Here is a 26,854-nt window from a genome sequence, read left to right on the forward strand (position 1 = left end):
GGGCCTTCACTCTCGTCAGGACTGCCAGTACGTCGCCGGCTGCAGATCGCCGCTCAGGGTGGCCTTGGTGCGGTAGCGCCGCATGCGGTCCAGGTCGACCTCGACGACGCCGACTCCGGGCTCCTTTCCGAGGTCCACCATCCGTTCGTCGCCGTCGACGAAGTCGAACCGCTCGGCCTCCAGGAACAGCGGGTCCGCCAGGACCTGGCTGCGCCCCATGTAGCCGAATCCGGCGTACAGGTTGTTGCCGATCCCGGACGCGAACGCGACGACGCACTCGGCGTCCACGGCCCGGACCGGCAGGCGCATGTTCGCCACGTAGGCGAACATCTCCGGCACGAGCGCGGAGCACACGATGACGTCGACCCCGCGACGGCAGTACTCCCGCGCGACCTCCGGGAAGTTGATGTCGTAGCCCTGCATCAGGCCGATGCGCCCGAACTCGACGTCGAAGACCGGGTATTCGGACCCGCCGCTGAGGTAGCGGGCCTCCAGTTCGTGGCAGTGCACGCGCCGGTAGCGGCCGAGCACGGTTCCCTCGGGGCCGCACAGGACCGAGGTGCTGTAGTACCTGCCGTCGTCGCCGCGCTCCAGCAGGCCGGCCACGAGGTGCACACCGGCCCGCTGCGCCTGCTCGCACAGGAACGCGGTCTCCGGGCCCGGGACGGGCACCGACACGTCGGCGACCTCCAGGATGTTTCCGGAGGTGGAGAACGCCTCGGGCAGACAGATCAGGTCCGCGCCCTGCGCGGCGGCCTCACCGATGTAGTGCTCGGCGCGCCGCAGGTTCTGGGCCGGTTTGCCGAGCTTGGACTCCATCTGGACCACGGCGATCTTCGTCCCCGGCATCACATGCTCACCGGTTCGAGGGGGCGCGAGGAGATCACCAGGCCGAGGTCTTCCTCGACCACCTGCCAGTCCGCCAGGCCCGCCTCGCGCAGCAGCTCGGCCGCCTCGTCCCGGGTGTAGGCGGCCTGCAACGAGCGCATGAACTCGTCGCCGCCCTCCTTCACGAACTGCAGGATGAAGGTGATGTGTCCCTCCTCGGCGTGCCGGTTCATGTCCTCGATGATCACGACACCGTCGGGCTTGCAGATGCGGGCGCACTCCTTCAGCGTCTCCACGGGCCGGCGCCAGCGGTGCAGCGAGGAGAACGAGAAGACGATGTCGGCGGAGTCGTCCGGGAAGGGCAGCCGGTTCAGCTTGGCCATCTCGAACTCCACGTCGCCGGCGCTGTTGGCCCACACGGCCAGCGTCAGGTTGTCCTCGGCGACGTCGACGAGGTTCTGGTTCTCCTCCACCCCCGACACGGCCAGATCGGGCAGCTTCCCGGCGACGTGCAGCGACAGCAGGCCCGTGTTGAAGCCGACCTCGACCAGGTCGGTCATGCCCTCGCGGACGTGCGCCAGGATGCGGTCGCTCGGCCGCTTGTAGGCCATCAGCGCGGAGCGGCGCATGCCCAGGTCGTAGAAGCGCACCTGGTCGATGTCGTCGTGCGGCGAGGCCTGCGGTACGCGTTCGCTGAGGTTCAGCAGTCGGGTCTCAGCAGTGGTCACAGCCGGCCTCCTCGTCCTTCGGGCGCGTGGTGAGCTGCAAGGGGATCGGCTGGCGCGAGATGAAGTTGGAGATGTCCGCTCCCAGGTGCTGCGGGTAGCGCCGGTACTCCGGCGAGTAGAACGCCTTGGAGATGTTGTCCAGGTAGTACCAGCCCTTGGGGCCGGTCACCTCGATGCCGTTCTCGTCGGCGGTGATCAGTTCCTTCTCGATGAGGTCGTCGATCTCGGCGCGGAACATCTCCATGAAGTCCACGCCGTGGATGCGCCGGAAGCGCTCGCGGTTGACCCGTCCGGCCTTCACCCCGAGGACCATCGAGCGCCGGATCGACTCCGACTTGGTGATGTGCTTGCCCATGGAGATGGGCAGCCGGCCCTCCCTCACGGTCTGGATGTAGCGGCCGATGTCGGGCTCGTTGAAGTACCAGTGGTCGCGCAGGTGCCCGGTGGCGGTCGGGCCGAGCGGGATGATGGGGATGTCCTCGCTCCAGGACGTCTCGCCGTACTTGGGCTGGTAGCCGGGCTTGGCGAAGCAGTCGCCGTAGTAGCCCAGGAACCCGTTCTTGGACAGCTTCTCCGCGGCGAACAGGAACATGTCGTCGACCACGGCCTTCTCCGGCACCGGCGGCAGTTTCCTGCGCTTGGTGGAGACCTGGGCGAACTCCATGTACGTGTAGAACGAGATGCAGGTGACCCCGAGGTCGATGGCGACGTCGAGGCTGTGCTCCCAGCTCTCCATCGTCTGCCCGTTGATGCCGTGCATCAGGTCGATGTTGATGTTCTCGAAGCCGCACCGGCGCAGCAGCCTGATGCTCTCCTTGAGCATCTCGGGATCGTTGGGCCGGCCGATGTTCTTCAGTTCCTCCGGCACGAACGTCTGCACACCGAGACTGATGCGCCGGATCCCGCGCTCCAGCAGGACGGTGGCCTTGCGCTCGGTGATGTCGACCGGGGTGGTCTCGATGGAGAAGTCCGCGCCCTCCTCGACGTCGAAGCTGCTGTACATGTGGCCCAGCAGGTCGTCGAGCTGGGGTGCGGTCAGTGCGGTCGGGGTGCCGCCGCCGATGTAGCCGAGGGTGATGACGTGGTCCTGGATGTAGGGCCGCTCGGCGTAGTTGGTGATCTCCGCCTTCAGCGCGTCGAGATACGTGCGGGTCAGGTCCCGGTCCGTCTGGTGCTTGATGTAGGGGCAGCTGAAGCACAGGCGGTTGCAGAACGGGATGTGGACGTAGACGCCCATGGGCTTGCGGGTGAACACCTCGTCCTCGTTCACCGGCACGTGCTTGGTCGGGTACTGCCGCACCCACTCGCTGTCGCGCTCCGGGTACTCCTTCCAGAACGGCATGCTCGTGGTCGTGGTGGTGATGCTCATGCGATGTCCTCCGGTTCGACTCGGTCGACGATGGAACGGACGACGTCCGCCAGAGTGGGCTGGAAATAGGACGCGGAGCGCAGTGCGAGGCCGGCTGTGTGGGCCCGGGCGACCACCTCGGCCAGGGTGCCCTGGTGGTCGCCGTCGGCCAGGTCGAGCCGCACGCCCTGGTCCGCGGTGCCGGCGCTGCGGATCAGGCCGCCGGCCTGCGCCTGCTGCCCGGCCCAGTCGCGCAGCCGGGCGAGATCCGTGTCGGTGAAGGCCTCCAGGATCAGGCTGGAGCGCTCACCCCACCGGGTCACGGCGTCGAGCGAGGCGTCCTGGACCTGCCGTCCCTGGTGGAGCACGACGACGGAGTCGGCCAGCGCGACCAGTTCGTCGCGGTGGTGGCTGGCGAAGAGCACGCCGACGCCGTCCTTCTTGAGACTTCCCAGCAGCTCCAGCAGCGTCTCGCGCGCCGCGGGGTCCAGGCCCGTGGTCGGCTCGTCGAGGATGAGCAGGTCGGGCCGGTGCGCCACGGCGCAGATGACGTGCAGCTTGCGCTGGCTGCCGCCGGACAGACTGCGCACGTACTGGTGCCGGTACTGCTCCAGGCCGGCCAGGGCGATCAGCTCCTCGTAGCGGCCGGGGTCCGCCCGCCGGAGCTTGAGCTGGTGCTTGACGTAGGTCTCCACGCTGACGCCGTCCGGGAGGTCCTTGGCCTGCTGGACGTAGCCGATGTGACGGCCGACCTGGCCCCAGCGGCGGGGCGGGGTGCCGCAGACGCGCACCTCACCGCCGGAGGGGCGCAGCAGGCCGGCGACGAGCCGGATCAGCGTGGTCTTGCCGGCGCCGTTGGTGCCGATGATGGCCACGCCTTCACCCGCGTGCACGGAGAAGGTGAGGGAGCGCAGGGCGAAGTCGGGACTCACCCGGTGGTCGAGGCGGGTGACCGACAGGACCGGTGCTGCGGCGTTCGTTAAGTCAGCCATGGCCGATCCTCCTGCGGAAGGCCCATGCGGCGACGGACAGGGCCAGGACCGAGTAGGCCACCGCCAGCACCGACGCCCCGGTGGCCGAGACGTCCGGCGAGGTGGCGGCGCGGAACATGTCGACGTGTACCGCGAGGGGCAGCTTGTCGAAGACCTCGCCCAGGGTGCCGAGGTTGTCGAGGGGGAAGAAGATCCCGGCGAAGTACATGAGCGGGATCACGATGATGTTGACCACCGCCGGGAAGGAGATCTCGTTGGTGTAGGTGGCGATGAGGATGCCCAGCCCGGCGAAGGCCGTGCAGGCGGTGAAGAAGCCCAGGGTGAACATCGGCACCGACTCGATGCGGGCGTCGAAGACGCCGACGCCGAGCAGGAGCACCAGCACGAACTGGAACAGGCACTTGAGGACGACGCCGATGATCCGGGCGAGCAGGAACCCCGAGTACGACAGCGGGGAGAGGATGAGGTCCTCGATGGTGCGGCGGTTGCGGTCGATGATGACCGTGTAGCCGACGGTGTAGGTGCAGCTGAACATGATACCGGCGCCGATGATGCCGGGGAAGACGAATCCGAAGTAGTTGGCGGCCGTCGGGGCCGGGCTCACCATCTGGTCGGTCGCCGCCCCGAAGGCCAGCACCATCGACACCGACGTCAGCAGCGTGGACACCGCGAACAGGCGGTTGTCGAAGAACTGCCGCATGTCCATGGCGACGAGGCCGAGCACGTCGCCGAGCCAGCCGGACTCCGGCTGCATACGCGTGGCCCTCATCCGGCGCGCCCCCCGTGGATCGTGGTCCAGGTCGCGCGCAGGTCGTCGTGGAAGGGCAGCCCGGCGCGGACCTTGCGCCGCTGCCGCCAGTGCACGTCCGCGTGGATCACGGCTTCCCCGCTGCCCGGTGGGGCCTCGGCGAGGATGTCCGCGTCCCGGTCCTCGCGCGCGTCCTGCACCAGACCGTCGACGATCATGCTGCGGCCGACGTAGGTCATGTTCGCGAAGCGGTTCTCCCCCACCCCGCTGGCGAACACCAGTGCGCACTCGTTGTCCGCGGCCCGGGCCCGGCACAGGGAGCGCAGCGGGTGGGAGAACGGCCCGAAGAGGTTCGCCACACAGACGACGAGGTCCGCGTCCTGGGCGAGGTACTGCCGGCTCGCCTCGGGGAAGCGCAGGTCGTAGCTGACCTGGAGGCCGATCCGCCCGACGGGGGTGTCGATCACCTCGCCGGGTGAGCCGGTGGAGATGTACGCGGACTCACCCGCCCACACGCAGGCGCGGTGGTACCAGCCGAGCGGGTTCCCGCCGGGGCCGACCAGGACGGCGGCGTCGTAGACGTCCCGCCCCGCGCCGAGCAGGACGCCCGCGGCGATGTGGATGCCGAGGGTGCGGGCCTGCTCGGCGAGGAACTCGACGACCGGGCCGTCCTCGCCGGTCGCGTCGGTGCGCAGCGTCGGGAAGTTCAGGCCGGTGGCGAAGGTGGCCGGCAGGCACGCCAGGTCGGCCTCGCGCTCGCGGGCGGTGGACAGCAGCTTCGCGGCCCGCGCCAGGTTGTCGTCCCGTTGCCCGGGCTCGATCCGCATCTGCAGGGCGGCGAGCCGGGTGCGGGCGCCACGGAAGAGGCTCATCGCGGCGCCACCTCGGCAGCGGCGTCCCGGCAGGCCCGTTCCAGCTCGGGGAGGAACTCGTCCACCGTCTTCGGTGTCACGTGGCGGGTGACGACCAGCCGCAGCGTCTCGCCGAACCGCTTCGACGTGGAGACGATCCAGCCCCGGGCCTCCAGCAGCTGCGAGATCCGCACGGCGTGCGGCATGGTGACCACGACGATGTTCAGCTGCGGTTCGGCGAACAGCTCGTGTCCCGCCGTCCGCAGTCCGTCCACCAGGTAGCGCGTCACCTCGTAGTTGGTGCGGGTGAGGTCGCGGAAGCCGTCGCGCCCGAGGTGTTCCAGCACGGCGTAGGTCGAGACGGCCGCCGAGCCGGGGCGGGTGCCCAGCAGGGTGTGGTGGACCGGTGTGTCGATGAAGAAGGAGTCGACGGCGAAACGGCCGGCGTCCTGTGCGCCGCGGAACAGGATCGCCCCCGCCGGGACGTTGGCCAGTCCGTACTTGTGCGGATCGATGGTGATCGAGTCGACGCCCTCGACGGTGAAGTCGAACTGCGGCAGGTCGTGCCCGAGTTCACGCGCGAAGGGGATGATGAAGCCGCCGGTGGCCGCGTCGACGTGCAGGTGGACGCCACGCCCGGCCACGACCGGCCCGATCTCGTCGACCGCGTCCACCACACCGAACTCGCTGCTGCCCGCGGTCGCGACGACCGCGACCGTGTGCTCGCCGATGCTGCGGGCCACCTCGGCGGCCGGCAACCGCAGCGACTCGTCGACCGGCACGACGACCGGTGTGAGCCCCAGGAGGGAGAAGACCTTGGTGAAGGAGAAGTGCACGGTGCTGCTGACGACGACCTCGGGCCGGTCGGTCAGCCGCCCCCGGGCGCGGGCCGACTCACGGGCCACCAGCATGGCGATCAGGTTCGCCTCGGTCCCTCCGGACACCAGGCTGCCGGATCCGCCCGGGTTGCCGAGCAGGTCGAGCAGCAGCCCGACGACCTTGCGCTCGATGCGCTTGGTGCCGCGGAAGATGCGCACGTCGCCCAGGTTGGTGTGCGCGGCGGCGGAGGCCATCTCCACACCCAGCGGATGGGGTTCGGTGCAGATGGAGTTGAGCACCCTCTCCCACGGCACGTCGTCCGCCATCTCGGCGGCGATGCGCCGGCGGACGTCGTCGGCGGGGGAACCGGCTGTGCGCATCTCAGCTCACCTGCGCCGTCAGGTCCGTGTACAGCTCGGTGCGCCGCGCCCACAGCCCGAACCAGAGGGTCTGCTGGAACCGCAGGTCGGGCTCGCGCAACGTCCGGATCCTCGCCACGTCCCAGGGCGCCTCCACGACCTCCTCAGTCGTTCCCGCCTCGGCGAGGAACCCCTCGGGCACCGCCACGGCACTGCCCCCGCCGCACCGCCCGCTCAGCGACCCGGCGAAGGCGACGGCGACGGTGTTGAGGGTCGCGATGCCCCACACCGCGGCCCGCTGAGACTCCTGTTGCGTGCCGTCGAGCGAGCCGGCGACCAGCAGCAGTTCGGCGCCGGTCAGGCAGGCGATGCGGGGCGGTTCGATGAGCCAGAAGTCCGGGCCCAGGAGCACGCCGACCCTGCCGAAGGGCGTCTCGACGACCGGGAAGTCGTCGCCGGTGCCGGTCGTCCCGTCGGCGAGGACGGGTCGCTCCAGACGGACGCACTCCGCTCCGTCCGGATCCAGCAGCCTGGACACCTGCACCAGGGTGCCGCCGGGCCCCTCCTCCGCCCAGGAGCCGGTGAGCACATAGGTGCCGCGGGTGCGTGCCAGGGCCGACAGCCGGTCCAGGCACCGCTCGCGCAGCGGCAGGGGCAGCGCCCGGACGTCGTCGCCGGTGGTGAAGACGTTCTCGGGCAGGACGACGAACGTCGCCTGGTCGGTCACCCGGCCGTCCAGATCGTCGAGTACGGCGGAGGCCGTCGCCTCCGGTGTGGCCCGGCGGGCGTGCTGCGCTACGAAGATGGTCACGAACGAGTCCCCTCCTGTGTGCTGGTCGCGGTGGCGGGCCCGCCCCGCTGCGGGCCGCCGCCCCCGGTCAGGCTCGCCCGCAGTTCGGCCGCCAGGTCCCGGTCCGCTCCGACGTACGGGGTCAGCAGCGCCCCGTACGCCTCGGGCCTGCGCAGGTGCTGCCAGCGGCGGCCGTCGCCGGCCGCGGGCTCCTCGATGTCGACGACGAGGGTCTCCGGCTCGTCACTGCCGGCCTGCGCGATCACGCCCTGGGGACCGGCCACCAGACTGGTGCCGGCGAAGTGGATCTCCACGAGCCGGTCCCCGCGCCTGCCGCGCACGACGCCGACGGAACTGGCGTAGACGATGGTGACGTCGTTCAGGTAGGCCGCCGTGCGCAGGGCGTTCACCATGAGCGGCTGGTTCTGCCCGAGCGTGCCGCCGGGTACGAAGACCGTCCGCGCCCCGGCGAGCGCCAGCATCCGGACGACCTCGGGGATCCAGAAGTCCGAGCACACGGCGATGCCGATCTGCCCGAACTCGGTCGACAGGACTCCGAGGGAGTCGGTCTGGCGGCACACCACCATCTCGTTGCCGAAGGCGTGTGCCTTGACCGCGCGCCCGGTGATCACGCCCTGCCGGCCGATCAGCAGGGACGTGTTGCGGTACATGCCGTCCTGCATGTCCTCGACGAGCGAACCGAGCAGGATGTGGGTGTCGAGCTTGCGGGCCAGGGACTGGAACCCGTCGACGACCGGCCCCGGGATGGGGGTGTCGGTCAGCCCCCTGCGCCCGTCCTGCCCCGGCATGTACCACGGCGGGCCGAGCAGGAACTCGGGAAAGCACACCAGGTCGATGCCGCCGGCACCGCAGACGTCCTCGATCGCCTGGTAGGCGTTGCGCAGGCCGTCCTCGTGATCGTCGACCCACTGGGTCTGTACTACCGCTACCCTCATGCGTCTTGTCTCCTCGGGATGCCACCGGTGGATCGGCCGCGGCGGCTGCCTGCCGCGGCCGGGTGCGGGTCATGACGTGGCGGTACTCCAGTCCTGCGCGCCGACGACGGTGACCTCGGCCTCGACTCCGAGCGCCTCGCCGATGCCGCCGCGCACGGCCCGTCGCATCGCGTCCAGGTCGACGGCGCGGGGGTCGGTCACGGCGCAGGTCACGTGGAAGGTGCCGTCCCGCAGGACACAGGCGAAGTGCGGCGCGAGGCGCCGGTGCCCGAACACGATCCGCTCCACGTCGAGCGCCGTGACCAGTCCGTCCGGTCCGCGGACCGCCGCGGACACGCTGCCGAGCGGCACCAGGACGGGGCTGGCCGAGCCGCAGGCGCAGCGGTGGTCCGCCGGCCACAGCTCGACGGCCTCGCCCGTCGGGGCGCCGTCCAGGAGCAGTTCACCGCGCCGTCCGCCGCGCACCCGTGCCCGCAACCGGTGGTCGCACAGGTGCAGGGCGCCCTCCGTGCAGGCCACGGCGACGGTCGGTGCCGACGGTGTTCCGTAGAGGGCGGAGGTCCGCGCCGCCCAGGTGGCGCCGATGCGGTCGAGGCGCTCGGTGGAGCAGGCCTCGCCCACACAGACGATCGTCCGGACCGTCGAGTCCTGCGGCCGCTTCCCGAGGGACGCCGCGAGGCCCGCCAGCTCCGCGGCGAAACCCGGGGAGCACACCAGGGCCGTCACCTCGTACTGCTCGATCAACCCGAGCAGGCGGGCCATCGGGCAGATGGTGCCGCTGGTCCCCACGCTGATCACCGAGGCGCCGACCATCTCGATCACGCGGTCCACCTCGGCACCGATGAACGACAGTTCGTACGGCACCGCCGAGACCACGACGTCGTCCTCGGTGAGCAGCGTGCCCAGTGCCAGCGTGAGGTCGATCTGGTTGTGGATCCACTCGTCGCGGGTCAGCACGATCGGCTGCGATCCGCCGGAGGCGTCGACGTGTTCGCCGTAGCGGGCGCGGACGGCGGCCCGGCCGTCCGCCGCGGCGGGGGGAGGCAGCGGGTCGCCGGCGTCGCGGTCGAGGAGTGCCAGGAACTGCTCGTAGTGCGTGGTGATGGACGCGGCCGTCGTCACCGGGCCTCCGCTTCCCGGGCGAACCGGCGCCACCCGTAGTCGTCGAGAGCGCTGTCGCCCTGTGCGGGCCGCAGCAGGGGCCGGCGTCCGGTGCCGGTCTCCATGTCGACGCTGACGACCGTCGCCAGCACGAACTCGTGGTCGCCGATCCGGTAGGACGACTTCAGGCTGCAGTCGATGGTGCCGAGGGCGTCGGACAGCCGCGGGCAGCCGTTGGCCGAGGGCGTCCAGGCCAGGGCGTCGAAGCGGCTGTCCGGCCTGCCCTGCGAGAAGGCCTCGGAGACGGCGCGCTGGTCCTCGCCGAGGATGTTGACGCAGAAGCGGCCGGTGTCCGCGATGGCGTTCCAGCTGGTGCTGCCCGAGCGCACCAGGAAGCCGATCAGGGCGAGCTCGTCCGAGACGACGGTGAGCGAACCGATGACCAGGCCGTACGGTGTCGGCCCCTGCCCTTCGGACTGCCGGGTCGTGCCGGCGACCACCGTGACGGCCCGGGGCAGGAGTTCGCCGAGCACCCCGAGGTCCGGTGGCGCGCCGACCAGCGGCTCCTGCCCGGGTGCGGGCCCCGGCGGCGCCGCGGCGTCCTCGCCGCGCAGCCGGCGCACGAACCGGCCGGTCACACTGTCCGGGTCGGCGGCGAGTTCGCCGGGCGTCCCGCTGTGCACCACACGGCCGCCCTCGCGGCCCGCGCCGGGCCCGAGGTCGATGACCCAGTCGGCCAGGGCGATCACCTTCACGTTGTGCTCGATGACGACGATCGTGTTGCCGCTGGAGATCAGCCGCTCGAAGAGCGCCAGCAGGTGGCGGATGTCCGCGGTGTGCAGACCGCGGGTCGGCTCGTCGAAGATGAACAGGGTGCGGCTGCGGCGCTGCTTGAGCAGTTCGCCCGCCAGGTTGAGCCGCTGCGCCTCGCCTCCGGAGAGGGTGGTGGTCGAGCAGCCGAGTTGCAGGTAGCCCAGGCCGAACTCGCTGAGGACGCCGAGCGCCTGGACGACCTTGGGACTGCGCTCGGGGTCGAACCAGGCGAGGGCGTCCTCGACGGTCATCGACAGCACGTCGTGGATGTTCTTGCCGTCCAGCCGCACGTCGAGGACGTGTTCCTGGAAGCGGCGGCCCTCGCACTCGGGGCAGACGATGAACTCGCTCTTGAACAGGGTCATCTCGATCTCGGCCAGCCCGAGTCCCTTGCACGACTCGCACCGGCCGCCGGCCACGTTCGGGCTGAACTCACCGCGCCCGAGCCCGCGTTCCACTGCCTCGGCGCTGGCGGCGAACGCGTCGCGGATGTGGTCGCTGATGCCGATGTAGGTGACGAGGGTGCTCCGGCTGGAGCGGCCGATCGGCCGCTGCTCGACGTGGATGACGTCGTCCAGGGCCTCGGCGCCCTCGACGACCGCGTCCCCGTCCACCACGCCGGCCGACCGGTGGGCGACGGCCCGGGAGACGGCGGCGTGGATACCGGCCACCAATGAGCTCTTGCCCGCGCCGGACACCCCGGAGACGCACGTGAGTGCGCCGAGCGGGAACCTGGCCGTCTGGTCGAGCACGTTGTTGCGGGTGATGCCCCGCACCTCGAGCCACGGCGCCCCGGACAGGTCCGTCGCGGTGCGAGCCGGCCCGTCCGAGGCCAGGGCGGTCGCCGTCGGGGAGTGGGCGCACTTCAGCAGGTCGGCGTAGCGGCCCTCGAAGACGATCTCACCGCCGCGGGATCCGGCGCCGGGTCCGAGTTCGACGATCCAGTCGGCGGCGCGGATGACCGACTCGTCGTGCTCGATGACGATGACGGTGTTGCCGAGGTCGCGCAGCCGCCGCAGCGAGTCGAGGATCCTGCCGGTGTCGGCCTCGTGCAGACCGGCGGTGGGCTCGTCCAGGACGTACATGACGCCGGTCAGGTCGCTGGCCAGGTGCTGGGCGAGCAGCAGCCGTTGCAGCTCGCCGCCGGAGAGGGTGGTCACCGGCCGCCGCAGTTGCAGGTGCCCCAGGCCGACGTCCTCGATGTCGGTGCTCTGCTCGACGATCGCGGCGGCCAGTTCGCGGACCTGAGCCGGTACGTCCCCGGAGGCGAGTCCATCCCGCAGCCGGGCGATCGAGCGGGACAGTTCGTCGCTCTGGAAGTCGGGGAAGGTGTGCCCGGCCACGGTCGCCCTGAGCGATTCGGGGCGCAGCCTGCCGCCGTGGCAGGCCGGGCACACCTCCCGCCCGAGGTAGTTGGTGAAGGCGTTCTTGCGGGCGGCGGACGACGCGTTGCGGTACGCCCGCTCCAGGAAGCCCAGGATGCCCTCGAAGCGGAAGTCGTTGGTGACCTTGCGGATCTTCAGGGTGTAGACGGTGTCCGAGCCGTGCAGCACCCGCTCGGTCTGCTCCGCGGTCAGCTTCTCGAACGGCACGTCGAGGTCCAGGCCGATGTCCGCGGCCATCGCCTCGAAGGCCTTGCGCACGTTGGGGACGGCGAAGGTGCCGGGGTCGGCCCCGTCCCAGATCTCGGTGAGGGTCTTCGACCGGTCCGGGATGATCCGGTCCAGGGAGAAGCCGACGAGTTCGCCGATGCCGTCGCACTGGAGGCACTTGCCCTCCTTGCGGTTGGGGCTGAAGTGCTTGGCGGAGTGCGGTTCGGCGAAGCAGCCGCAGTCGTCGCAGAACAGGTCCGCGCCGGTCGGGCCGAGGCAGGCCGGGCAGACCGGGCGCGAGCCGGCGCCGAACAGCAGCCGGTACAGGCCGTCGAGTCCGGTGAGCGTGCCCACGGTCGAACGGGGGTTGGAGGAGCCGCCGTCGCGCTGGCGCAGGGCCACCGGCGGCTGCGTGCCCGCGATCCGGTCGAAGTGGTAGTCGCCGTCGCCCATGTCGAGGGACTTGCTGGACAGGGCCCCCAGGTAGAGCGTCTTGGAGTGCTCGAAGAGGGTGTCGATGACCAGGGACGACTTGCCCGATCCGGACACGCCCGCGGCGACGACCAGTTGTCCCTTGGGGAAGGAGACGTCGACCGACTTGAGGTTGTGGGTGGTGACTCCCTCGAGCCGGATGCTGTCGAGACTCATGTGATGTCGTTCCGCCCTTCGGCCAGGGTGCGGGCCCGGTCCTCGCAGCGCCGCAGGTCGGGGTAGCGGGTGTAGAGCATCGAGCGGACCCGGGCGGGGTCACCGCGGTTCCAGGTCTCGTACAGCTCCTGGCGCATGCCGAACCGGTCGACGGCGAGATCGGCGGCGAGCCGGAAGATCCGCGACTTCTCGTCCACGCCCATCTCGCGTCCGCACATGTAGGTGTCCAGCACCGCGCGCAGCTCGGACGTCCCCAGATCGGCCTGAGACGGCTGCATGATCAGGCCCGAGGCCCCGATCTGCCGGATGATCTCCGAGGCGCGGGTGGAGAAGCGGCCGGCGACGGCGTCCAGCGCGGCCGTGGAACCCGGGGCGAGCAGCCCCGAGGCGGTGGGCCGGCTCTCGGCGTCGACGGCGGCCAGGCCGAGCCGGACGATCTCCACGTACGAGGTGAGTTCGCCGAGCAGGTCGGTGACCTGGCGGAACGTGTCGACGCCGATCGCCTGTGCCAGGAGCGACGCGACCCCGAGCATGGTGCGCAGCCGGTGGTAGTAGCGCACCTGGCCGGTGTAGAGAGACCACTTGTTCAGCTCGCCGAAGCCCCGGACGGCCGTCCGGGAGTCGTCGAGCAGGAACACCCGGTCCATCGGGACGAACACGTCGTCGAACACGAGCATGGCGTCCTGCTCGTCGTAGCGCGCCGAGAGGCCGCCGGAACCGTCGGCGTAGGACGGGCGGCACAGGACGCGCAGGCCGGGACTGGCCAGGGGGGCGGCGAACCAGCAGACGTAACTGGGGTCTTCACGCAGGTAGTTGGCGGGTGAGAGGTAGATGAGCACCTCGTGGGCGTACGGCGCCAGCGTGGCGATCTGTTTGGCGCCCCGCACGACGATGCCGTCGGCGCCGCGCCGTACCACTCGCAGTCCCAGCTCGGGCCGGTCGGCAGGGGTGGAGGAGCGGTCGATCTGCGGGTCGCCCAGGCCGTGTGTGAGGGTGAGGTCGTTCTCGCGGCAGCGGTGGTAGTAGTTCTCGGCGTTGCGTCCGAACTCGGCGTTCACCTTGGCCAGTTCGAACCGGAAGTCGTACAGGCCGACCACGACGTTCGACATGAAGTCGGGGATCCGCGACAGCTGGCCGTGGGAGGCCTCGGCCCACCGGTGGGAGTTGGCCCACTTGCGGCCGAGGCCCTCCCGGTCGGCCGGCGCCAGGTACGACAGGCTGACGGGGTTCCCGGACGTCTCCGACCGGTACAGCATCTCGTCCGCCCGGTCGGGCAGGTGCTGGGCGTCGTACAGGCCGGCCAGGGTGGAGAGCATGGGCGTGAAGCCCGGGTCGCCGGTCACGTCGACCCGGCGTCCGTCGCTCCAGACCTCCCGCTCGTCCTTGAGGCTGGCGATGTACTCGGCTCCCCGCCAGGCCCCGGTGCGGGAACCCGGCGCGGAGGTCGTCTCGTCGGTGGGCATGACGCTGTCAGAGGCCGTGGGTCGTGTGGTGGTCACCGTCCGCGCTCCTACGGGTTCCGCTCGGCCGCACCCGACCGGAAGGGCTGGTAGCTCTGCTCTTGCACCTGCGGGAAGTACTCGCGTGTCGCCTCGCCCACGACCCGCATCAGCTCGGAGTCGAGGGAGCTGGGGTCGGTGATCAGCTTCGCCAGGGGCGAGTCGGGCACGGAGTTGGTCAGGGGCGTGCGGCGTGCCCGGTGGATGGTGGCCAGCGCGTGCTGGGCGTTGGCCGCGTCCCGCATCTTGTAGACGGCCTGGGGGCCGTCCGGGATGCCGATCATGGACTTGGTGCCGCCGCTGCCCAGGCAGTTGCGGGGCATGTGCAGGTGCTCGTGCCGCCACTGCTGGTGGGCGGTGTGCAGTTTGAACGCCTGGTCGACCACGGTGTGCCGCAGCCATGCCTCCGGGTCGTCGTGGCGCTGTGCGTCGATGTCCCGGAGGGTCTCCTCGAGCGAGGACCCGCCGAGCGAGTCCAGCCATGCCCCCAGGTCGTTCCACAGGTGTTTGAACAGGTCCCGGAACATGTGCTGCTTGATCGACAGCGAGTGGGTGCCGCTGGCGGGGCCCAGGTTGGTGCGGAAGCCGTGGTACTCCCCCGTCGCCAGGTGTTCGGCCATCACCCGTTGCGCCTCGACCACCGGGTCGAGCAGTTCCCGGCAGGCCGTCAGGTGCTGCGCCGCCCGGCTCAGGGTCTTGGCGCGGATCGCCCTGATCGCGACCTCCAGGTGGTCGTTCGCCTCGGCGCAGAGGATCTCCGGCACCTGGTGCAGGGCGACGAACTCGCCGTGCAGGGTGCCCGGGTCCAGCTCCGTCGCGGCGACGGCGCGGGCCAGGGTCTCGGCGGAGATCAGCTCGTCGGTGCTCCGGCTCACCCCGACGGGGACCGCGGTGAGGTCGCTCTCCCACTTTGTCGCGTCGTGGCACGCGGTGCGGATGCCGTGCAGCACGCGGTACAGCGAGTCGTCGATGCTCCGGGTGGCGATGGTGGTGCGGGTCAGCTCGGGCGCACCGGCCAGCAGTGTGCCCTTGGCGACGTCCTCAAGTCCGCGCAGGGACTCCACGTAGGCCGCGTAGCCGGCGGACCCGGAGATGCTCACGGCCGCGGGCCCCGCCGCCGCGCCGGCGCCGAAGACGCTGCGGACGTCGAACACCACGGTGCCGAGCCGGCGCAGCAGCCGGTGGAAGCCGACGGCCCACTGCACGTACCGGGAGGCGGCCGGGATGTCGTCGGCCAGCAGACACTGCTGTGTCCGGCCCGCCAGCCGGGCGAGGTTGAGCAGACACACCTCCGAGGCCTGCAGGACGGCGCAGACGGTCGAGTCGTAGGTTCCCTCCGGCACCCCCCGTGCGGCCCGTGCCTCACCCAGCAGGTCGATGCGGTGCAGCTGGTCGTAGCTCTCGGCCACCGGGCCCAGTTCGGTCGTCCTCCGTCCGGCGGGGCACATGTCGGCGGTCACCGGATCGTCCAGGCTTGCCATTGCGCCATCACTCCTCGCTGGGTGCCGCTGAGTACCGGATCGATTCGGTGGGACATGAGTCGAAGGCGTCGAGGACCCGTTCGAGTTCGTCGGGTGTGTCGGGCTGTTTGCACACGTAGTGGACGTCGTTGTCGAGGTCCGCGTCGAAGTTGTCGGGCGCCAGGTCGTTGCAGAGCTTGCAGTCGATGCAGGTGTCGTCGATCTCGAAACGCCCGTCGATCGGGACGCGCGTGGGAAGCGGCAGGTCAACTCGCACCGGCGGCTCCTCCTCCCCCGTAGGCACTGAAGTTGCGCATCGTCGGTTTGGCCGAGGTCCGCAGCGCCGTCTCGAACCGCTCGGTGTCCAGCGGGCCGAAGCGGGTGGACGCGCCGAGACGGGCACGGACCCCGGCCGCCACGGCTGCCCGGGTCGCGTCGTCGGCGCTGGACGGCGGCAGGGCGATCCGCAGCACGTCGCCGTCGACGTCGAACGCGAAGTAGTAAGGGCCGGTGGTCATGGCGCCCAGGACGATGTCCTCGATCTCCAGCTGGGACGTCCAGCGATCACCGACGGGGATCCGGTCGCCCAGCCGCCCGCGGTGCTGCAGCCGGCGCAGCGGGGAGCCGCACGCGCAGGGCGCCGCCTCGATCCGGCACACGTCGCCGGTGCGGTAGCGCAGCAGCGGCATGGCCCGGCTCGCCAGGGTCGTCACGGCCAGCTCCCCGACGGAGCCGTCCGGCAGCCGTCGGCCGGAGTCCGGGTCGACGACCTCGAAGTACGTCCGGGTCTCGACCAGGTGCAGTTCCCGTTCGCGGCAGAACATGGCGAGCGTGTTGGTCTCGGTCATGCCGAACATGGAGTACGCGACGGCGCCCCACTGGTCGGCGAGGCGCCGCTTCTTGGCGGGCGACGCGCCCTCGCCCGCCATGAGGATCTTCGAGACCCCCAGGTCGACCCGTGGGTCGATGCCGCGGCGGCGGGCGGTCTCGCCGAGGAACAGGGCCCGCGTGCCGGAGCACACCAGGGTCGTGGCACCCGAGCGCTGCAGGGCGTCGACCATCCGGTCGGGCGTGCAGGACGGTGAGGCCGCGCCGAGGGGCACGATCGTGCAGCCGAGGATCTCGATCGCCCGGTCGAGGTCCTGGCCCACTCCGGCCAGTTCGTACGGGACGGCGATGGCCGCGACGTCCCGCTCGTCGAGCACGGCGGACAGCAGCCCGGCGACGGTGAGGTTGTTCTCCAGCCAGTCCGCCATCGTGAAGAACGCCGCGATCGGGCGCCCGTCGCCGGTGCCGGAGCTCTCGTCGAAGCGGATCACCTCGCGCCGCGGTACCGCCAGCATGCCCAGCGGGTAGGCCGCGGAGAGGTGCTCACGCCGGGTGAAGGGGATGGCTTCGAAGGCGTGCGGGCGGCCCTGCGCCGCCGCCCGGGCGGTGCCGGCGGGGACGAAGGCCGCGTAGAACGGTGAGTTGCGGCAGGCGTGTTCCACGGTCGCCGCGAGTGCCTGAGCCGCCCAGGCGTCGAGTGCCGCACGGTCCAGTGCGGTGACCGCGGCGACCTTCCGGGCGATGTCGACGCGGGAGGCGAGGGTGTCGCGCAGCCTGGTGCGCGGGTCGTGGCCGGCCGGCCGGGTGAGCGTGGTCATCGGGAGGCCTCCTCCAGCCGCGCCATGGCCGTCCGCTCCTCGGCCGCCAGGCCGGCCACGATGGACGCCGCCTCGTCGAGGGCCTGCCGGGCGCCGGCGTCGTCGGTGTCGCGGAGCAGGTTCGCGACCTCCGTCCAGCGCCGGGCGATGCGGCGGTACTCGACGGCGAGGTCGTCGTAGGCCGCGACGCCGGTCAGCTCGTGCGCCTCCTCGAGGAACTGCGCCCACAGGGTGCGGAAGAGTCCGCCCCCGGTTCCGCCTTCCTCCATGCTGGTGCCGACGGCGGCCATCGCCTCGACGGGACGGTCGAGCCGGTCGTGCCACCCCCGCATCAGCGAGCCGGCCTTCGCGATGCCCTTGAAACCCATGTTGGTGATGGGCGGGGCCAGGAACTCCCGTGCGGTGGCCAGGATCGAGGCCTGGCAGGCCTTGGCGAGGACGGACGCGTCGTAGCCGCGCGGGTCCACGCGCACCGACAGGTTGCGCGAGGACATCGGTCCCTTGGCGGCCCTGGCCCGGGCGAGGCTGTCCCGGGAGGTCGACCGGACGCCGAGCGACCGGGTCTCGACGACGACGAACCGGTCGTCCTCGTAGCCGATGCAGGCGAGGTAGTGCGCGGCGAAGTGGTGGTTCTCCCGCGCGTAGTCGAGGTGGTAGCGGTCGAGTTTGAGTCCCACCACGTCGCCCTCGTCGAGGGCCTGGATCAGCGTGGCCTCGGCCTTCGCCGGGGAGGCCGTCTCCTGTGTGCGCAGGTCGAGGCAGAGCGCGTCGGCCACGTTGCGCATGAGGTGGTCGGGCTTGACCCGGCCGGCGAGGAACGGGCTGGGCATCTGCTTGGAGTGCCAGTACAGGAACGACAGACCCTGTCCGAGGCCGAAGATCAGCGGCTCGCTCAGCTCGATGTCGTGGTTGCGCAGCATGTTGAGCAGCGCGGTGGACTCGCAGTGCTCGCCGGAGTAGGGGGAGATCTCAATGACCGCCATCGCCGTGCCCCGTTCCGTCGCGCGGCGCCTCGAAGACGATCTCGAGCACGGAACCGCTGTCGTTGTTGCGCAGGTGCCCGTAGGTGTGGCCCAGTTCGTCGGCCTCGGTGAACGCGATGTTCTCCAGGTGGTCGACGTCCCGGTCGAGGACGTCCAGGAGGTAGCGCACGTCGTCGTCGGTGTGCACGTCGATGGCGACGTGCGACATGAGCCGCCCGCGTTCACCGGCGGGGCGCTCCGCCCAGGGGCCGAACCGGCGGCAGGCGAACATCTCGATGACGCGTCCGTCGGCGAGCACGATCGAGTTCCACCATCCCGGCGTGCCGTACTGGCGGGGCGAGATGTACGACGGGCCCATCTCGACGGTGGTGACGAGGCCGGAGGCCCGGTGGTCGTTCAGGTAGGCGTTCCAGCCGAACACCTGCTCGTCGTTGTCGTAGTCGCCCATGTAGACGCCGACGTGGTTGACCCCGGCGAGCTTCTCGACGACGTGGTCCGGCGCGTACCCGCACCAGGCCGACAGGTACTGGCCGCAGTCGAGGTCCCGCCACATGCTCGACGTCCGGAGGAGTTCCTCCCAGGACCGGTCGAAGCCGGCGCGGTCGGGAAAGCGGCCGTCGCGTGTGGCGGTGATGGCCGGCGAACTTCCCGCGAGTGCGTTCATGGCGCTTCCTTCCTGCCCGTGATGACGATCCCCATCTGCACTTCCGTCACGACGGCCGTGCCGAGCGCGGTGCCCGCCAGCAGTTCCTCGATCTCGCTCTTGACGTACGAGGACCGGATGGAGGTGCGAAAGCCCGGGCGCATGTCGGCCGCGATGTTCGCCTTCATGAACTGGAACGTCGTCCGGTCGACGTCCCGGCGCAGGTCGGAGACGCAGTAGCGGCCACCCGGCTTGAGCACCCGGTGCAGCTCCGTCAGGGCGGTCACCGGATCCGCCCATTCGTGCAGCGAGGAGGCGCTGATGACGTGGTCGAAGCGGTCGTCCTCGAACGGCAGGGCCAGGACCGTGCCGCACTCGTAGGCGCAGCGTCCGGCGACGCCGTACCCGTCGGCGTTGGTGCTCGCCCGGCGCAGCATCGCCGGTGAGATGTCGAGGCCGACGAGGCGGGCGGAGTCGTCCGCCCGGGTGAGCCACTCCAGACCCAGGTAACCGGGACCGCAACCCAGTTCCAGTACCTCACCGGAGTCGATCTCCGCCGCCAGGATGTCGTCGATCTTTTCCTGGAGCCAACCGTTGTCCCGGATGTGGCGCTGCATCTCGTCGTACTTGAGGGCCAGTTCGTCGCCCTGGAGGCCCTCGTCGGTCTCCGGCACCCGGGCGGCGACGGTGCCCCGGGCGCTAGCCACGGTCCTGCTCCGGCCGCCGTATGCCCACTGCTACACCTCTCATCGTGGCGCTCCCCATGTGCACGTCGGAACGGTCGTTGGTCGTCAGGAGATTGACCGAGGATCTGAGTGACTCGTCGATCGAGGGCTCGTCCGGATACCACCAGCCGGCGTCCGCCACCACGACGTCGGGTGCGACGGAGTCGGAGATCCTGACCGTCATGCGCACCCCGGGCGCACCGGCCCGGCTGAAGAGTTCCACTTCGTCGCCGTCCGCCAGCCCTTCCCGGCGGGCGGTGTCCGGGTGGACGGTCACCCGCGCCGAGGTCTGGCCGCGTGAGGTGGTCGGCAGCTGGTGGAACTCGGTGTTGTAGAACTGGCGCGGATGTGCGCTGGTCATCACGTACGGCAGGGCCGGGTCCGCCCGAGGGGCGTGCCGGTGGACGGGGAACGGCTCGTAGCCCATGGCCCGCAGCCCGGGGTGCATCAGGTTCACGCGCCCGGTCCGCGTACGGAAGCCGCCGTCGCGGTACTTGCGGTACCGCTTCTCGTTGCGGAGGTATCCGATCTTCGTGAACTGCTCCCAGGTGAGGTCGAGTCCGGCGAGTTTGGCGTCGAGCGCGGCTTCGAGGGAGGGGTAGAAGTGTTCGCTCAGGCCCAGTCGTTCGGCGAGCGCGAGGATGATCTCCTCGTCCGAGCGGCATCCGTCGACCGTGGCGATCTTGCGCCGGGCGGCGATGTAGGAGTTGAACTCGACGACCTGGTCCCGTTCCAGCCAGCTGGAGGCCGGCAGGACGACGTCCGCGTACCGGGCGGTCGGAGTCATGAACAGGTCGCACACGACGACCAGGTCCAGCTTGCCGAGCGCGGCGCGGACCCGTTCGGTGTTCTCGTGCGAGGCCAGGATGTTGCTGCCGAAGATCACCAGGGAGGTGACCGGATAGGGCGATCCGGTGAGGACGGCCTCGTGCAGGTCTCCCGGCGCGACCCAGCCGGACATCGACAGGATCTTGTGCGTGTCGCCGCCTATCCGCTTCCTGGCCTGTTCCTCGGGGAGCAGGTCGGAGCGGGGGAAGGCCCGCCGGCCCTCGATGGGCATGGGCTCCCAGATCACGTCGCCGCCGGGGGCGTCGATGTTGCCGCAGATCGCGGCGAGCAGCGCGATGGCACGGTGGGTGTCGAAGGAGTTCTCGTTCTGCGACAGCCCGGTGCCGGCCTCGATGCAGGCTCGCGAGGCGAGGGCGTAGGAGCGGGTCGCCTCGCGGATGAGCCCGGGTGTCAGCCCGGTGATGCTTGCGACCCGGTCGACGTCGTACGTCTGGACGTGCGCGGCGAGTTCGTCGAAGCCGGAGGTGTGCGCGGCGACGAAGTCGTGGTCGTACCAGCCCTCGTCGATGATGATCTTGATCATGCCGAGGGCGAGGGCGCAGTCGGTGCCCGGCCGGACGGCCAGGTGGAGGGCGGACCGGGCGGCGGTCGGCGTCCGCCGGGGATCGACGGCGATGACGCGGCTGCCGCGTTCCACCGCGCGCAGGAACTTGATGCCGATCACACCGTCGGAGTGGGTGTTCGGCTTGTTGCTGCCCCACAGCAGGATGACTTCGGGGTCGCCGTCGTAGTCGCAGAAGGTGAAGGCGCCGTAGGTCATGATCGAGGCCATGACGCGCGGGTAGAAGCACACGTGTGCCGGGCCGACGACGTTGGGTGTGCCGATCGCGTTGGCGAGCCGGAACACCCACTCCTGGTAGTTGCGGTCGGTCCCCTGGCCGAGGACGACGGATTCCGGCCCGTGCCGGTCGATGGTCGCGGTGAGTTCGGCGGCGATGCGGTCGAGGGCGGTGTCCCAGCCGACCGGCTCGAACGTGCCCGAGCCGCGGGGCCCGGTCCGTACCAGTGGTGTGGTCAGCCGGTCCGGGCTCCTCAGCAGGTCCAGTGACGCCTTGCCCTTGATGCAGAAGTAGCCCTCGCTGGTGGGGTTGTCCGGGTCGCCGTGGATGTCGGTGGGCACACCGTCCACGAGTTCCACGACGGCGCCGCATCCGCCGTGGCACATGCGGCAGACGGATTTCACATGGGTGACCGTCACACCGGCTCACCTGCCCGCTTCGCCGCCGACACCACGAGCCCCTCGAAGAGGGCCTGCTCGGCGTCGGCGATGGCCTCCAGCAGCGCCGCGGCCTCGTGCAGCCGCCTCGGCCCGTGCGCACCGGGGTAGGCCATCAGCATCTCGATCGCGCGGTCCCACTGCCGCTCGACGTCACCGAACCCCTCGGCGAACGGGGCGAGTTCGTCGTCGTCGCACACCTGCCGGGCCTCCTGGAGGAACGCGCGGTAGAGCGTGCGGAAGTTGGCTCCTCCGGTCCCGGCGTAGCGCCAGAAGCGTCCGACACCCGGCACCGTCTCCTCGGGGGAGGTGAGGGCGTCGTGCCATCCGGCGACCTCCGCGGCGGCGCGACGCAGCGCGGGAACGCCGTAGCGCGGTCCGCGGTCCTCGGTCATCCGCTCCGCGGTCAGCCGGACGGCGTCCCAGATCTGCTCGCGCAGCACCGCGTCGGGGTCGGTGGTCAGCCGCTCCGGAATCTGTTCGACGTACAGGTACAGGTGGGGCGAGGGCATGAATCCCTCGTCGGAGGCGCGGGCCCGGCGCAGTGATCGGGCCGGAAGTGACCTGGCGCCGCCCTGCTGTTCGGTGTCGACGACGTGCGCGTGGGTGTCGTCGAGTCCGTACAGCGCGATGTGGTGCGCGGCGAAGTGGCTCGCGGAGGTGAAGTAGTCGAGGTGGAAGATGTCGACGGACACCCCCACGACATGTCCGGACTCCAGCAGTTGTCTGGCGACGGCGTCCGCCGTGTCCGCGTCGGGCGCCTGTGCCGCGCGCAGTTCCACGCCCAGGGCCGAGCAGGCGTTGCGGGACAGCCGGGCGGGCTCGATCCGGCCGGTCAGCATCGGCGGGACGCGTCCGGGCGCGGGGGCGTCCCAGTACTGGAAGTCGATCCCCTGGCCGAGCCCGAACAGCATGGCCTCGGACACACCGACGCCGGCGTGGTGGAGCATGTTGCGCAGGGTGGTCGTCTCGCAGTGAACGCCGTGCTGGGGCTGAAATGTCGCCAAGCGCATGTGGCTTCCCAATCGCAGGGTGCGAAGAACGCCGTGAAGGAGGAGGGGCCGGCTATGCGTCGAGCAGGACGTCGTCGTATCCCCGGAGATCCAGGAAGCCGTTGCCGCTGGCCAGGATCACGATGACCGGTCGGAGGTGCTCCGCGTCGGCCTTGGCCACGACCTCCAGGGCCGCGGCGACCGCGTGTCCGGCTTCGGGGGCGAGGAGCAGGCCCTCGGTCCTCAGCAGGAGCCGTCCGGCCTCCAGCGCGGTCCGCTGGTCGAAGGCGACGGCGTCCAGAACGCCCTTGTGCCGCAGCAGGCTGACCAAGGCGGAGCTGTGGTGGTTGCGCAGGCCGCCGACGTGCGTGGGCGGTGGGATGAAGCTTTCTCCCATGGTGTAGCCGAGCACCTCGGGTGTGAAGCCGCCGAGGTCGGTGCGGGCGTACGCGTAGACCCCCTGGGTGAGCCGGGGCGCCGCCGTGGATTCGGCGGCGAGGAAGCGGAGGTCCGCTCCCTCGGCCCGGGCCCGCAGATGGGGACCGATGAGGCCGCACAGGTTGCTGCCGCCGCCCGAGCACGCGATGAGGTGGTCGCCGCGCCCGTCGACGCCCAGGTCCTCGCCGTGGACGTCCTTGAGCTGCCGGGCGACTTCGAGTCCGAGCAGGGTCTGGTGCAGGTACACGTGCGGCATCCCGCTGCCCGCGAGATACGCGGCGGAGGGGGTGTCCAGAGCGTGCTCGATGGCGTCACTGATGGCGGTGCCGAGGCTGCCCGGGTGGCCGGGGTTGTCCGAGAGGATCTTCCGCCCGATCGCCGTGCGGGGCGACGGCGACGGCCGCACCTCGGCTCCGAGCAGTTCCATGTAGTGACGCCGGTAGGGCTTCTGCTCCAGCGAGCACTTCACCATGTAGATCTCGGCCCGCAGACCGAACATCTGCGCCGCGAGGGCGACACTCATCCCCCACTGACCCGCCCCCGTCTCGGTGACGAGGGTGGTCCGCCCCTCCTGGGCCGCGTAGTAGGCCTGCGCTATCGCGGTGTTCAGTTTGAAACTGCCGCTGGGGAGGACGTCTTCACGCTTGAGATAGATCCTGGCGCCCGTACCGAGATGCTTCTCGAGACGGTGCGCGCGGTGCAGCGGTGTGGGCCGGCCGCAGTGCCCGAGCCATTCCGCGACCGGTTCGGGAATCGCGACCCACTGCTCATCGGGGGCATTCTGTTCGATGAGCGCCCGGGGGCGGATCTTCGCGGATATCTCCGCGGCGGTGGGACTTCCGGAGTCCCTGACCTCGGGCATCGGGCCGGGCAGGTCCGGCAGGAAGTTGTACCAATGGGTGGGCATTCCCGGTAAGGAACGGTCGCCGGGAACTGCGGGTCGATCATCAGGCGTTTGCGCATACCCCGACCGACCTGGGCTGTACGAAGTCACATTCCCCCCGCTCCCCCGCTCCGGAATTTTGTGAAAGTCAGCGTACGTAGCGGCCTCGGACCGCGCAACCACTTGAACGTCAGATGGCAATTCAACCATCGCGCACCTGGAATTGCCCCTCGCCGAGGCGGCATTCACAGCGCGGTACAGCAGCTTCCGGAATCATCCCGACCGCGATCATTGGCCCACTTCCCGAAAAAAGGCAGGGGCCTGACGAAAAGCAGCAAGCGATCACCGAGAAGACAGTGAATCCGCCGGCGCTTATGCGCCAGTGTCCCGGGAATTGATCCGTTCCGTCAATGAATCGGCCAGGAGCTGCCAGCTCTCGGCGTGGTGTCGCGCCAGTTCCGCGATCAGCGGCGCGCAGTGGATCGGCAGACTGCTCGCCATCGCTGCGAAGTCGTGCGGCTGGGTGGCCGAAGGGTCCAGGGTCCGCAGCAACTTGCGGCCCACCTCGGTGAACCGGAGCGAGGGATCGGCCCGCAGGCGCCTGACCGCCGACGACACGTCCCCGCACGACGGGTGCGCCCGGGGGCGTTCCGCGAGCGCGGGGCCGTGGCCCGTCCCGTTCCCCCGGGCCGGCGCTTCGCCGGCCTGCACCTCGACCTGCGGTCGTCCTCCGCCCCTGGCTTGCGCCTCCCCGGCCCGCGCCTCGACCTGCGGTCGCCCTTCCCCCTGGGCTTCGCGTGCGCGCCGGCGGGCGTCCTTGGCCGTGGTGAGCGAGATGCCCGCGGCGCGCGCCACCTCCCGCGCGGTCGCGTCGGGGTTCTCGGCGAGATAGCCCAGGGCGCGGCTTCGGCCCTCGCCCGCAGCCAGCGGGTAGGCCACCCCGTCCCGGCCCAGCCGTACGGGGGTCGGGTGCGGATTTTCCGCACCCGACCCCCGCCTCAGCGCTGCGACGGTCTTGTCCGACAGGCCGGCGACGCTCGCCAGCCGTCGGTTGGACCACTCGGGGAAGTCGGCGAGCATGTGGAGGGCCGCGGCCTTGCGGTCGGCCAGCGACAGAGGCAGTCCGTGATTGCTGTTCAGCTTGACCGCGAGGACGAACGCCTGCCGCTCGTCACCGTTGAAGAGCACGGCGCTGATGTGCGAGGCGCCGCTCCTCTCCGCCGCCCGCAGCCGGTGCACACCGTCGATGACCGTCATGGTCTTTCGGTGGATCACAATCGGCGGCAGTTCGGAACACACCTCGGCGAGCGTGCTGATGTGCCGTGGGTCCTCGCCCGCCGCGCGAAGTGAACCCACGACCCCGATGCTGCTTATCGGTACGCGCGTGATCTCCGATAAGAGACCACTGAAGTACAATTCTGAACGACTTGAATTCTGCTGCATCGGCTGCTGTGTGGCTGCCGAGACGTGGTCCCTCACTCTTCCTCCCCAGCGAACACCAGCGGACCCGCGGGCCGTCGCACGACCATCCGGTTGCGGATGACGTCAGGCGGCGCGGCGAATCAGGAACCGAGGAGAGGAAGGGCTGTCAGGAGCCATCGGAAAGGTGAGCAACATCGAGTCTCCCCCGCGACGCAATGCCGAACCGACCTCGAACCCTGCCAGCAGGATCGATGCCACGCAAGAGTCCGTTCGCACACGTCAGTTGGGAATGCCACGTACTCCGTGATCGCCGATCGGGTCGCTCCGGCCGTGTGAAGAAGGCCCTCCCCCCGGAATGATCCGCTCCCCGAGACGGGACAGGTAATGTCTTCGCTGCTCGGCGCATGATCCGTCCCGGTTGTCTGGACCATACAGCCTGTTTGCCCGGCCGGCGTGAAGTGCAGAGCACGGGAAAAGTGCGGCACGCGGGCGGCGGTCGAGCAGGTAGTGACATACCCGGCCCGGAGAAGTTGTTCCGGCGGAGCGGCTGTTCACGCCGCCGCGGCGTTGTCCTGCTCCAGCGCCCCGCGCAGCCAGCCGTCCGCGGCGCCCGGGGTCGGCTCGGGCAGCCCGGACGGCGGTGTGCGCAGTACTGCCGTCAGCTCCCAGTACCGGTCCAGGCGCGGCTCGGTGGCGAGCCGCGCCGCCAGCAGCCGCCGGAACTCCCGCGTGTCCCGGGTGCCGTACGCACTCGCGTACGCCGCGACATACGCGTCGAGTGCCTCGCCGGGGTGCGGGGCCCGGTCGTGCCGCACCTGCGGGCCCGCGAGGTCGAACGCCTCGACGAGTCCGGCGTAGAGGAGGGAGGCGCCACCGGCTCCGGCCACCCGGTGCACGTCCGGCTGGGGCCTCCGGCCGGACGGGCAGGGAGCGGTCGTCATCGCGTGCAGCTGGGCGAAGGCGAGCACGTGGGCGGGGGTGGGGTCGTCCGGTGGCTGGGGGACGGCCGCCTCCAGGAACGCCGCCGTCACGCGGGCCGGCATGCGCGGCGGCAGCCAGCCGCGCCAGAAGCGGACCAGCGGTGCCGTGCTCGGCGGGGTGCTCACCGCGCCCAGGATCCGCAGCCGTTCGGCCCGTTCCGCGGCCGGGCACTCCGCCACCAGCCGCAGGGCCGTCTCACGCCAGCGCATCGCCGTCAACTCACTGCCCAGCTCCCGCAGTCGGCCCGCGACCGCCTCCTCCAGGACGCGGCCCGCCCCGCCCGCGTCCTCGACGATCCGCCGCACCTGCGGCACCGACAGGTCCAGCGCGCGCAGGGAACGGATCAGCCTCAGCCGCTCCAGCGCGTGGGAACCGTAGCGCCGGTGTCCGCCGCCGCTGCGGGCGGACTCGGGGAGCAGGCCCCGGTCGGAGTAGAAGCGGACGGTCTTCACGGTGACACCCGCGCGCTCCGCGAGCTCGCCGATGCTCCAGAACTGCTCGTCGGACATGGCCGGTTGAACCTCCCTCAGGGGGAGTTCCTACG

At 70.6% G+C, this 26,854-nt stretch carries 23 protein-coding genes; all 23 read right to left on the reverse strand.

The window, feature by feature from the left end; genetic code table 11:
• Positions 1-15 precede the first annotated feature (15 nt).
• Positions 16-849 (reverse strand): carbon-nitrogen hydrolase family protein, encoded by an 834-nt coding sequence (locus tag ACZ4M5_RS15665; RefSeq protein ID WP_467736969.1) that lies wholly within the window; start codon positions 847-849, stop codon positions 16-18.
• Positions 849-1,556, reverse strand: coding sequence for a class I SAM-dependent methyltransferase (locus ACZ4M5_RS15670; RefSeq protein WP_467736971.1), 708 nt, complete (start codon positions 1,554-1,556; stop codon positions 849-851). Before ACZ4M5_RS15670 ends, ACZ4M5_RS15665 begins: the two co-directional genes overlap by 1 nt.
• A complete protein-coding gene (locus ACZ4M5_RS15675; protein ID WP_467736973.1) occupies positions 1,543-2,925 on the reverse strand; it encodes a coproporphyrinogen-III oxidase family protein in 1,383 nt (460 codons plus the stop codon). The genes ACZ4M5_RS15670 and ACZ4M5_RS15675 overlap by 14 nt, the downstream gene beginning before the upstream one ends.
• Positions 2,922-3,896, reverse strand: coding sequence for an ABC transporter ATP-binding protein (locus ACZ4M5_RS15680; protein ID WP_467736975.1), 975 nt, complete (start codon positions 3,894-3,896; stop codon positions 2,922-2,924). Before ACZ4M5_RS15680 ends, ACZ4M5_RS15675 begins: the two co-directional genes overlap by 4 nt.
• On the reverse strand, positions 3,889-4,665 hold the full coding sequence (locus ACZ4M5_RS15685; protein WP_467736977.1) for an ABC transporter permease: 777 nt from the start codon (positions 4,663-4,665) through the stop codon (positions 3,889-3,891). The genes ACZ4M5_RS15680 and ACZ4M5_RS15685 overlap by 8 nt, the downstream gene beginning before the upstream one ends.
• A complete protein-coding gene (locus ACZ4M5_RS15690) occupies positions 4,662-5,516 on the reverse strand; it encodes a carbon-nitrogen hydrolase family protein (protein WP_467736979.1) in 855 nt (284 codons plus the stop codon). Before ACZ4M5_RS15690 ends, ACZ4M5_RS15685 begins: the two co-directional genes overlap by 4 nt.
• Complete coding sequence (mfnA, locus tag ACZ4M5_RS15695; protein ID WP_467736981.1) at positions 5,513-6,694, reverse strand: tyrosine decarboxylase MfnA; 1,182 nt, start codon at positions 6,692-6,694, stop codon at positions 5,513-5,515. The genes ACZ4M5_RS15690 and mfnA overlap by 4 nt, the downstream gene beginning before the upstream one ends.
• Position 6,695: 1 nt before the next feature.
• Positions 6,696-7,484, reverse strand: a complete 789-nt coding sequence (locus ACZ4M5_RS15700; protein WP_467736983.1) for a carbon-nitrogen hydrolase family protein — start codon at positions 7,482-7,484, stop codon at positions 6,696-6,698.
• Positions 7,481-8,419: a carbon-nitrogen hydrolase family protein gene (locus tag ACZ4M5_RS15705; protein ID WP_467736985.1), complete on the reverse strand. Its 939-nt coding sequence runs from the start codon at positions 8,417-8,419 to the stop codon at positions 7,481-7,483. The genes ACZ4M5_RS15700 and ACZ4M5_RS15705 overlap by 4 nt, the downstream gene beginning before the upstream one ends.
• A gap of 69 nt (positions 8,420-8,488) precedes the next feature.
• Positions 8,489-9,541 (reverse strand): phenylacetate--CoA ligase family protein, encoded by a 1,053-nt coding sequence (locus tag ACZ4M5_RS15710; protein WP_467736987.1) that lies wholly within the window; start codon positions 9,539-9,541, stop codon positions 8,489-8,491.
• On the reverse strand, positions 9,538-12,573 hold the full coding sequence (locus ACZ4M5_RS15715; protein WP_467736989.1) for a flavin reductase: 3,036 nt from the start codon (positions 12,571-12,573) through the stop codon (positions 9,538-9,540). The genes ACZ4M5_RS15710 and ACZ4M5_RS15715 overlap by 4 nt, the downstream gene beginning before the upstream one ends.
• Positions 12,570-14,072, reverse strand: a complete 1,503-nt coding sequence (locus ACZ4M5_RS15720; protein ID WP_467736991.1) for a 4-hydroxyphenylacetate 3-hydroxylase N-terminal domain-containing protein — start codon at positions 14,070-14,072, stop codon at positions 12,570-12,572. Before ACZ4M5_RS15720 ends, ACZ4M5_RS15715 begins: the two co-directional genes overlap by 4 nt.
• An 11-nt stretch (positions 14,073-14,083) precedes the next feature.
• The gene (locus ACZ4M5_RS15725; RefSeq protein ID WP_467736993.1) at positions 14,084-15,553 is read right to left on the reverse strand and encodes a hypothetical protein; all 1,470 of its coding nucleotides are present in this window, start codon (positions 15,551-15,553) and stop codon (positions 14,084-14,086) included.
• Positions 15,554-15,560: 7 nt separating this feature from the next.
• Positions 15,561-15,809 (reverse strand): ferredoxin, encoded by a 249-nt coding sequence (locus tag ACZ4M5_RS15730; protein ID WP_467736995.1) that lies wholly within the window; start codon positions 15,807-15,809, stop codon positions 15,561-15,563.
• Positions 15,799-17,178, reverse strand: a complete 1,380-nt coding sequence (locus ACZ4M5_RS15735) for a phenylacetate--CoA ligase family protein (RefSeq protein ID WP_467736997.1) — start codon at positions 17,176-17,178, stop codon at positions 15,799-15,801. The genes ACZ4M5_RS15730 and ACZ4M5_RS15735 overlap by 11 nt, the downstream gene beginning before the upstream one ends.
• Positions 17,175-18,161, reverse strand: coding sequence for a BtrH N-terminal domain-containing protein (locus tag ACZ4M5_RS15740; RefSeq protein WP_467736999.1), 987 nt, complete (start codon positions 18,159-18,161; stop codon positions 17,175-17,177). The genes ACZ4M5_RS15735 and ACZ4M5_RS15740 overlap by 4 nt, the downstream gene beginning before the upstream one ends.
• The gene (locus ACZ4M5_RS15745) at positions 18,148-18,825 is read right to left on the reverse strand and encodes a hypothetical protein (protein ID WP_467737001.1); all 678 of its coding nucleotides are present in this window, start codon (positions 18,823-18,825) and stop codon (positions 18,148-18,150) included. The genes ACZ4M5_RS15740 and ACZ4M5_RS15745 overlap by 14 nt, the downstream gene beginning before the upstream one ends.
• The gene (locus ACZ4M5_RS15750; protein ID WP_467737003.1) at positions 18,822-19,511 is read right to left on the reverse strand and encodes a class I SAM-dependent methyltransferase; all 690 of its coding nucleotides are present in this window, start codon (positions 19,509-19,511) and stop codon (positions 18,822-18,824) included. The genes ACZ4M5_RS15745 and ACZ4M5_RS15750 overlap by 4 nt, the downstream gene beginning before the upstream one ends.
• Positions 19,504-21,576 (reverse strand): molybdopterin-containing oxidoreductase family protein, encoded by a 2,073-nt coding sequence (locus tag ACZ4M5_RS15755; RefSeq protein ID WP_467737005.1) that lies wholly within the window; start codon positions 21,574-21,576, stop codon positions 19,504-19,506. The genes ACZ4M5_RS15750 and ACZ4M5_RS15755 overlap by 8 nt, the downstream gene beginning before the upstream one ends.
• Positions 21,573-22,607, reverse strand: coding sequence for a BtrH N-terminal domain-containing protein (locus tag ACZ4M5_RS15760; RefSeq protein WP_467737007.1), 1,035 nt, complete (start codon positions 22,605-22,607; stop codon positions 21,573-21,575). The genes ACZ4M5_RS15755 and ACZ4M5_RS15760 overlap by 4 nt, the downstream gene beginning before the upstream one ends.
• A gap of 52 nt (positions 22,608-22,659) precedes the next feature.
• Positions 22,660-23,931 (reverse strand): TrpB-like pyridoxal phosphate-dependent enzyme, encoded by a 1,272-nt coding sequence (locus ACZ4M5_RS15765; protein ID WP_467737009.1) that lies wholly within the window; start codon positions 23,929-23,931, stop codon positions 22,660-22,662.
• A gap of 348 nt (positions 23,932-24,279) precedes the next feature.
• A complete protein-coding gene (locus tag ACZ4M5_RS15770; protein ID WP_467737011.1) occupies positions 24,280-25,263 on the reverse strand; it encodes a transcriptional regulator in 984 nt (327 codons plus the stop codon).
• Between the two features lie 617 nt (positions 25,264-25,880).
• Positions 25,881-26,819, reverse strand: a complete 939-nt coding sequence (locus tag ACZ4M5_RS15775; RefSeq protein WP_467737013.1) for a helix-turn-helix domain-containing protein — start codon at positions 26,817-26,819, stop codon at positions 25,881-25,883.
• Positions 26,820-26,854: the final 35 nt, after the last annotated feature.

The sequence above is a fragment of the Streptomyces sp. NPDC026246 genome (assembly GCF_055567995.1).

What these genes read in the sequence shown, in the direction of transcription:
- ACZ4M5_RS15680 (WP_467736975.1), bottom strand. Translation starts at nt 3,896, where the DNA reads ATGGCTGACTTAACGAACGCCGCAGCACCGGTCCTGTCGGTCACCCGC.
- ACZ4M5_RS15765 (WP_467737009.1), bottom strand. Translation starts at nt 23,931, where the DNA reads ATGCCCACCCATTGGTACAACTTCCTGCCGGACCTGCCCGGCCCGATG.
- ACZ4M5_RS15705 (WP_467736985.1), bottom strand. Translation starts at nt 8,419, where the DNA reads ATGAGGGTAGCGGTAGTACAGACCCAGTGGGTCGACGATCACGAGGAC.
- ACZ4M5_RS15740 (WP_467736999.1), bottom strand. Translation starts at nt 18,161, where the DNA reads ATGGCGGTCATTGAGATCTCCCCCTACTCCGGCGAGCACTGCGAGTCC.
- ACZ4M5_RS15745 (WP_467737001.1), bottom strand. Translation starts at nt 18,825, where the DNA reads ATGAACGCACTCGCGGGAAGTTCGCCGGCCATCACCGCCACACGCGAC.
- ACZ4M5_RS15725 (WP_467736993.1), bottom strand. Translation starts at nt 15,553, where the DNA reads ATGGCAAGCCTGGACGATCCGGTGACCGCCGACATGTGCCCCGCCGGA.
- ACZ4M5_RS15715 (WP_467736989.1), bottom strand. Translation starts at nt 12,573, where the DNA reads ATGAGTCTCGACAGCATCCGGCTCGAGGGAGTCACCACCCACAACCTC.
- ACZ4M5_RS15690 (WP_467736979.1), bottom strand. Translation starts at nt 5,516, where the DNA reads ATGAGCCTCTTCCGTGGCGCCCGCACCCGGCTCGCCGCCCTGCAGATG.
- ACZ4M5_RS15760 (WP_467737007.1), bottom strand. Translation starts at nt 22,607, where the DNA reads ATGCGCTTGGCGACATTTCAGCCCCAGCACGGCGTTCACTGCGAGACG.
- ACZ4M5_RS15675 (WP_467736973.1), bottom strand. Translation starts at nt 2,925, where the DNA reads ATGAGCATCACCACCACGACCACGAGCATGCCGTTCTGGAAGGAGTAC.
- ACZ4M5_RS15665 (WP_467736969.1), bottom strand. Translation starts at nt 849, where the DNA reads ATGCCGGGGACGAAGATCGCCGTGGTCCAGATGGAGTCCAAGCTCGGC.
- mfnA (WP_467736981.1), bottom strand. Translation starts at nt 6,694, where the DNA reads ATGCGCACAGCCGGTTCCCCCGCCGACGACGTCCGCCGGCGCATCGCC.
- ACZ4M5_RS15735 (WP_467736997.1), bottom strand. Translation starts at nt 17,178, where the DNA reads ATGACCACGCTCACCCGGCCGGCCGGCCACGACCCGCGCACCAGGCTG.
- ACZ4M5_RS15685 (WP_467736977.1), bottom strand. Translation starts at nt 4,665, where the DNA reads ATGAGGGCCACGCGTATGCAGCCGGAGTCCGGCTGGCTCGGCGACGTG.
- ACZ4M5_RS15775 (WP_467737013.1), bottom strand. Translation starts at nt 26,819, where the DNA reads ATGTCCGACGAGCAGTTCTGGAGCATCGGCGAGCTCGCGGAGCGCGCG.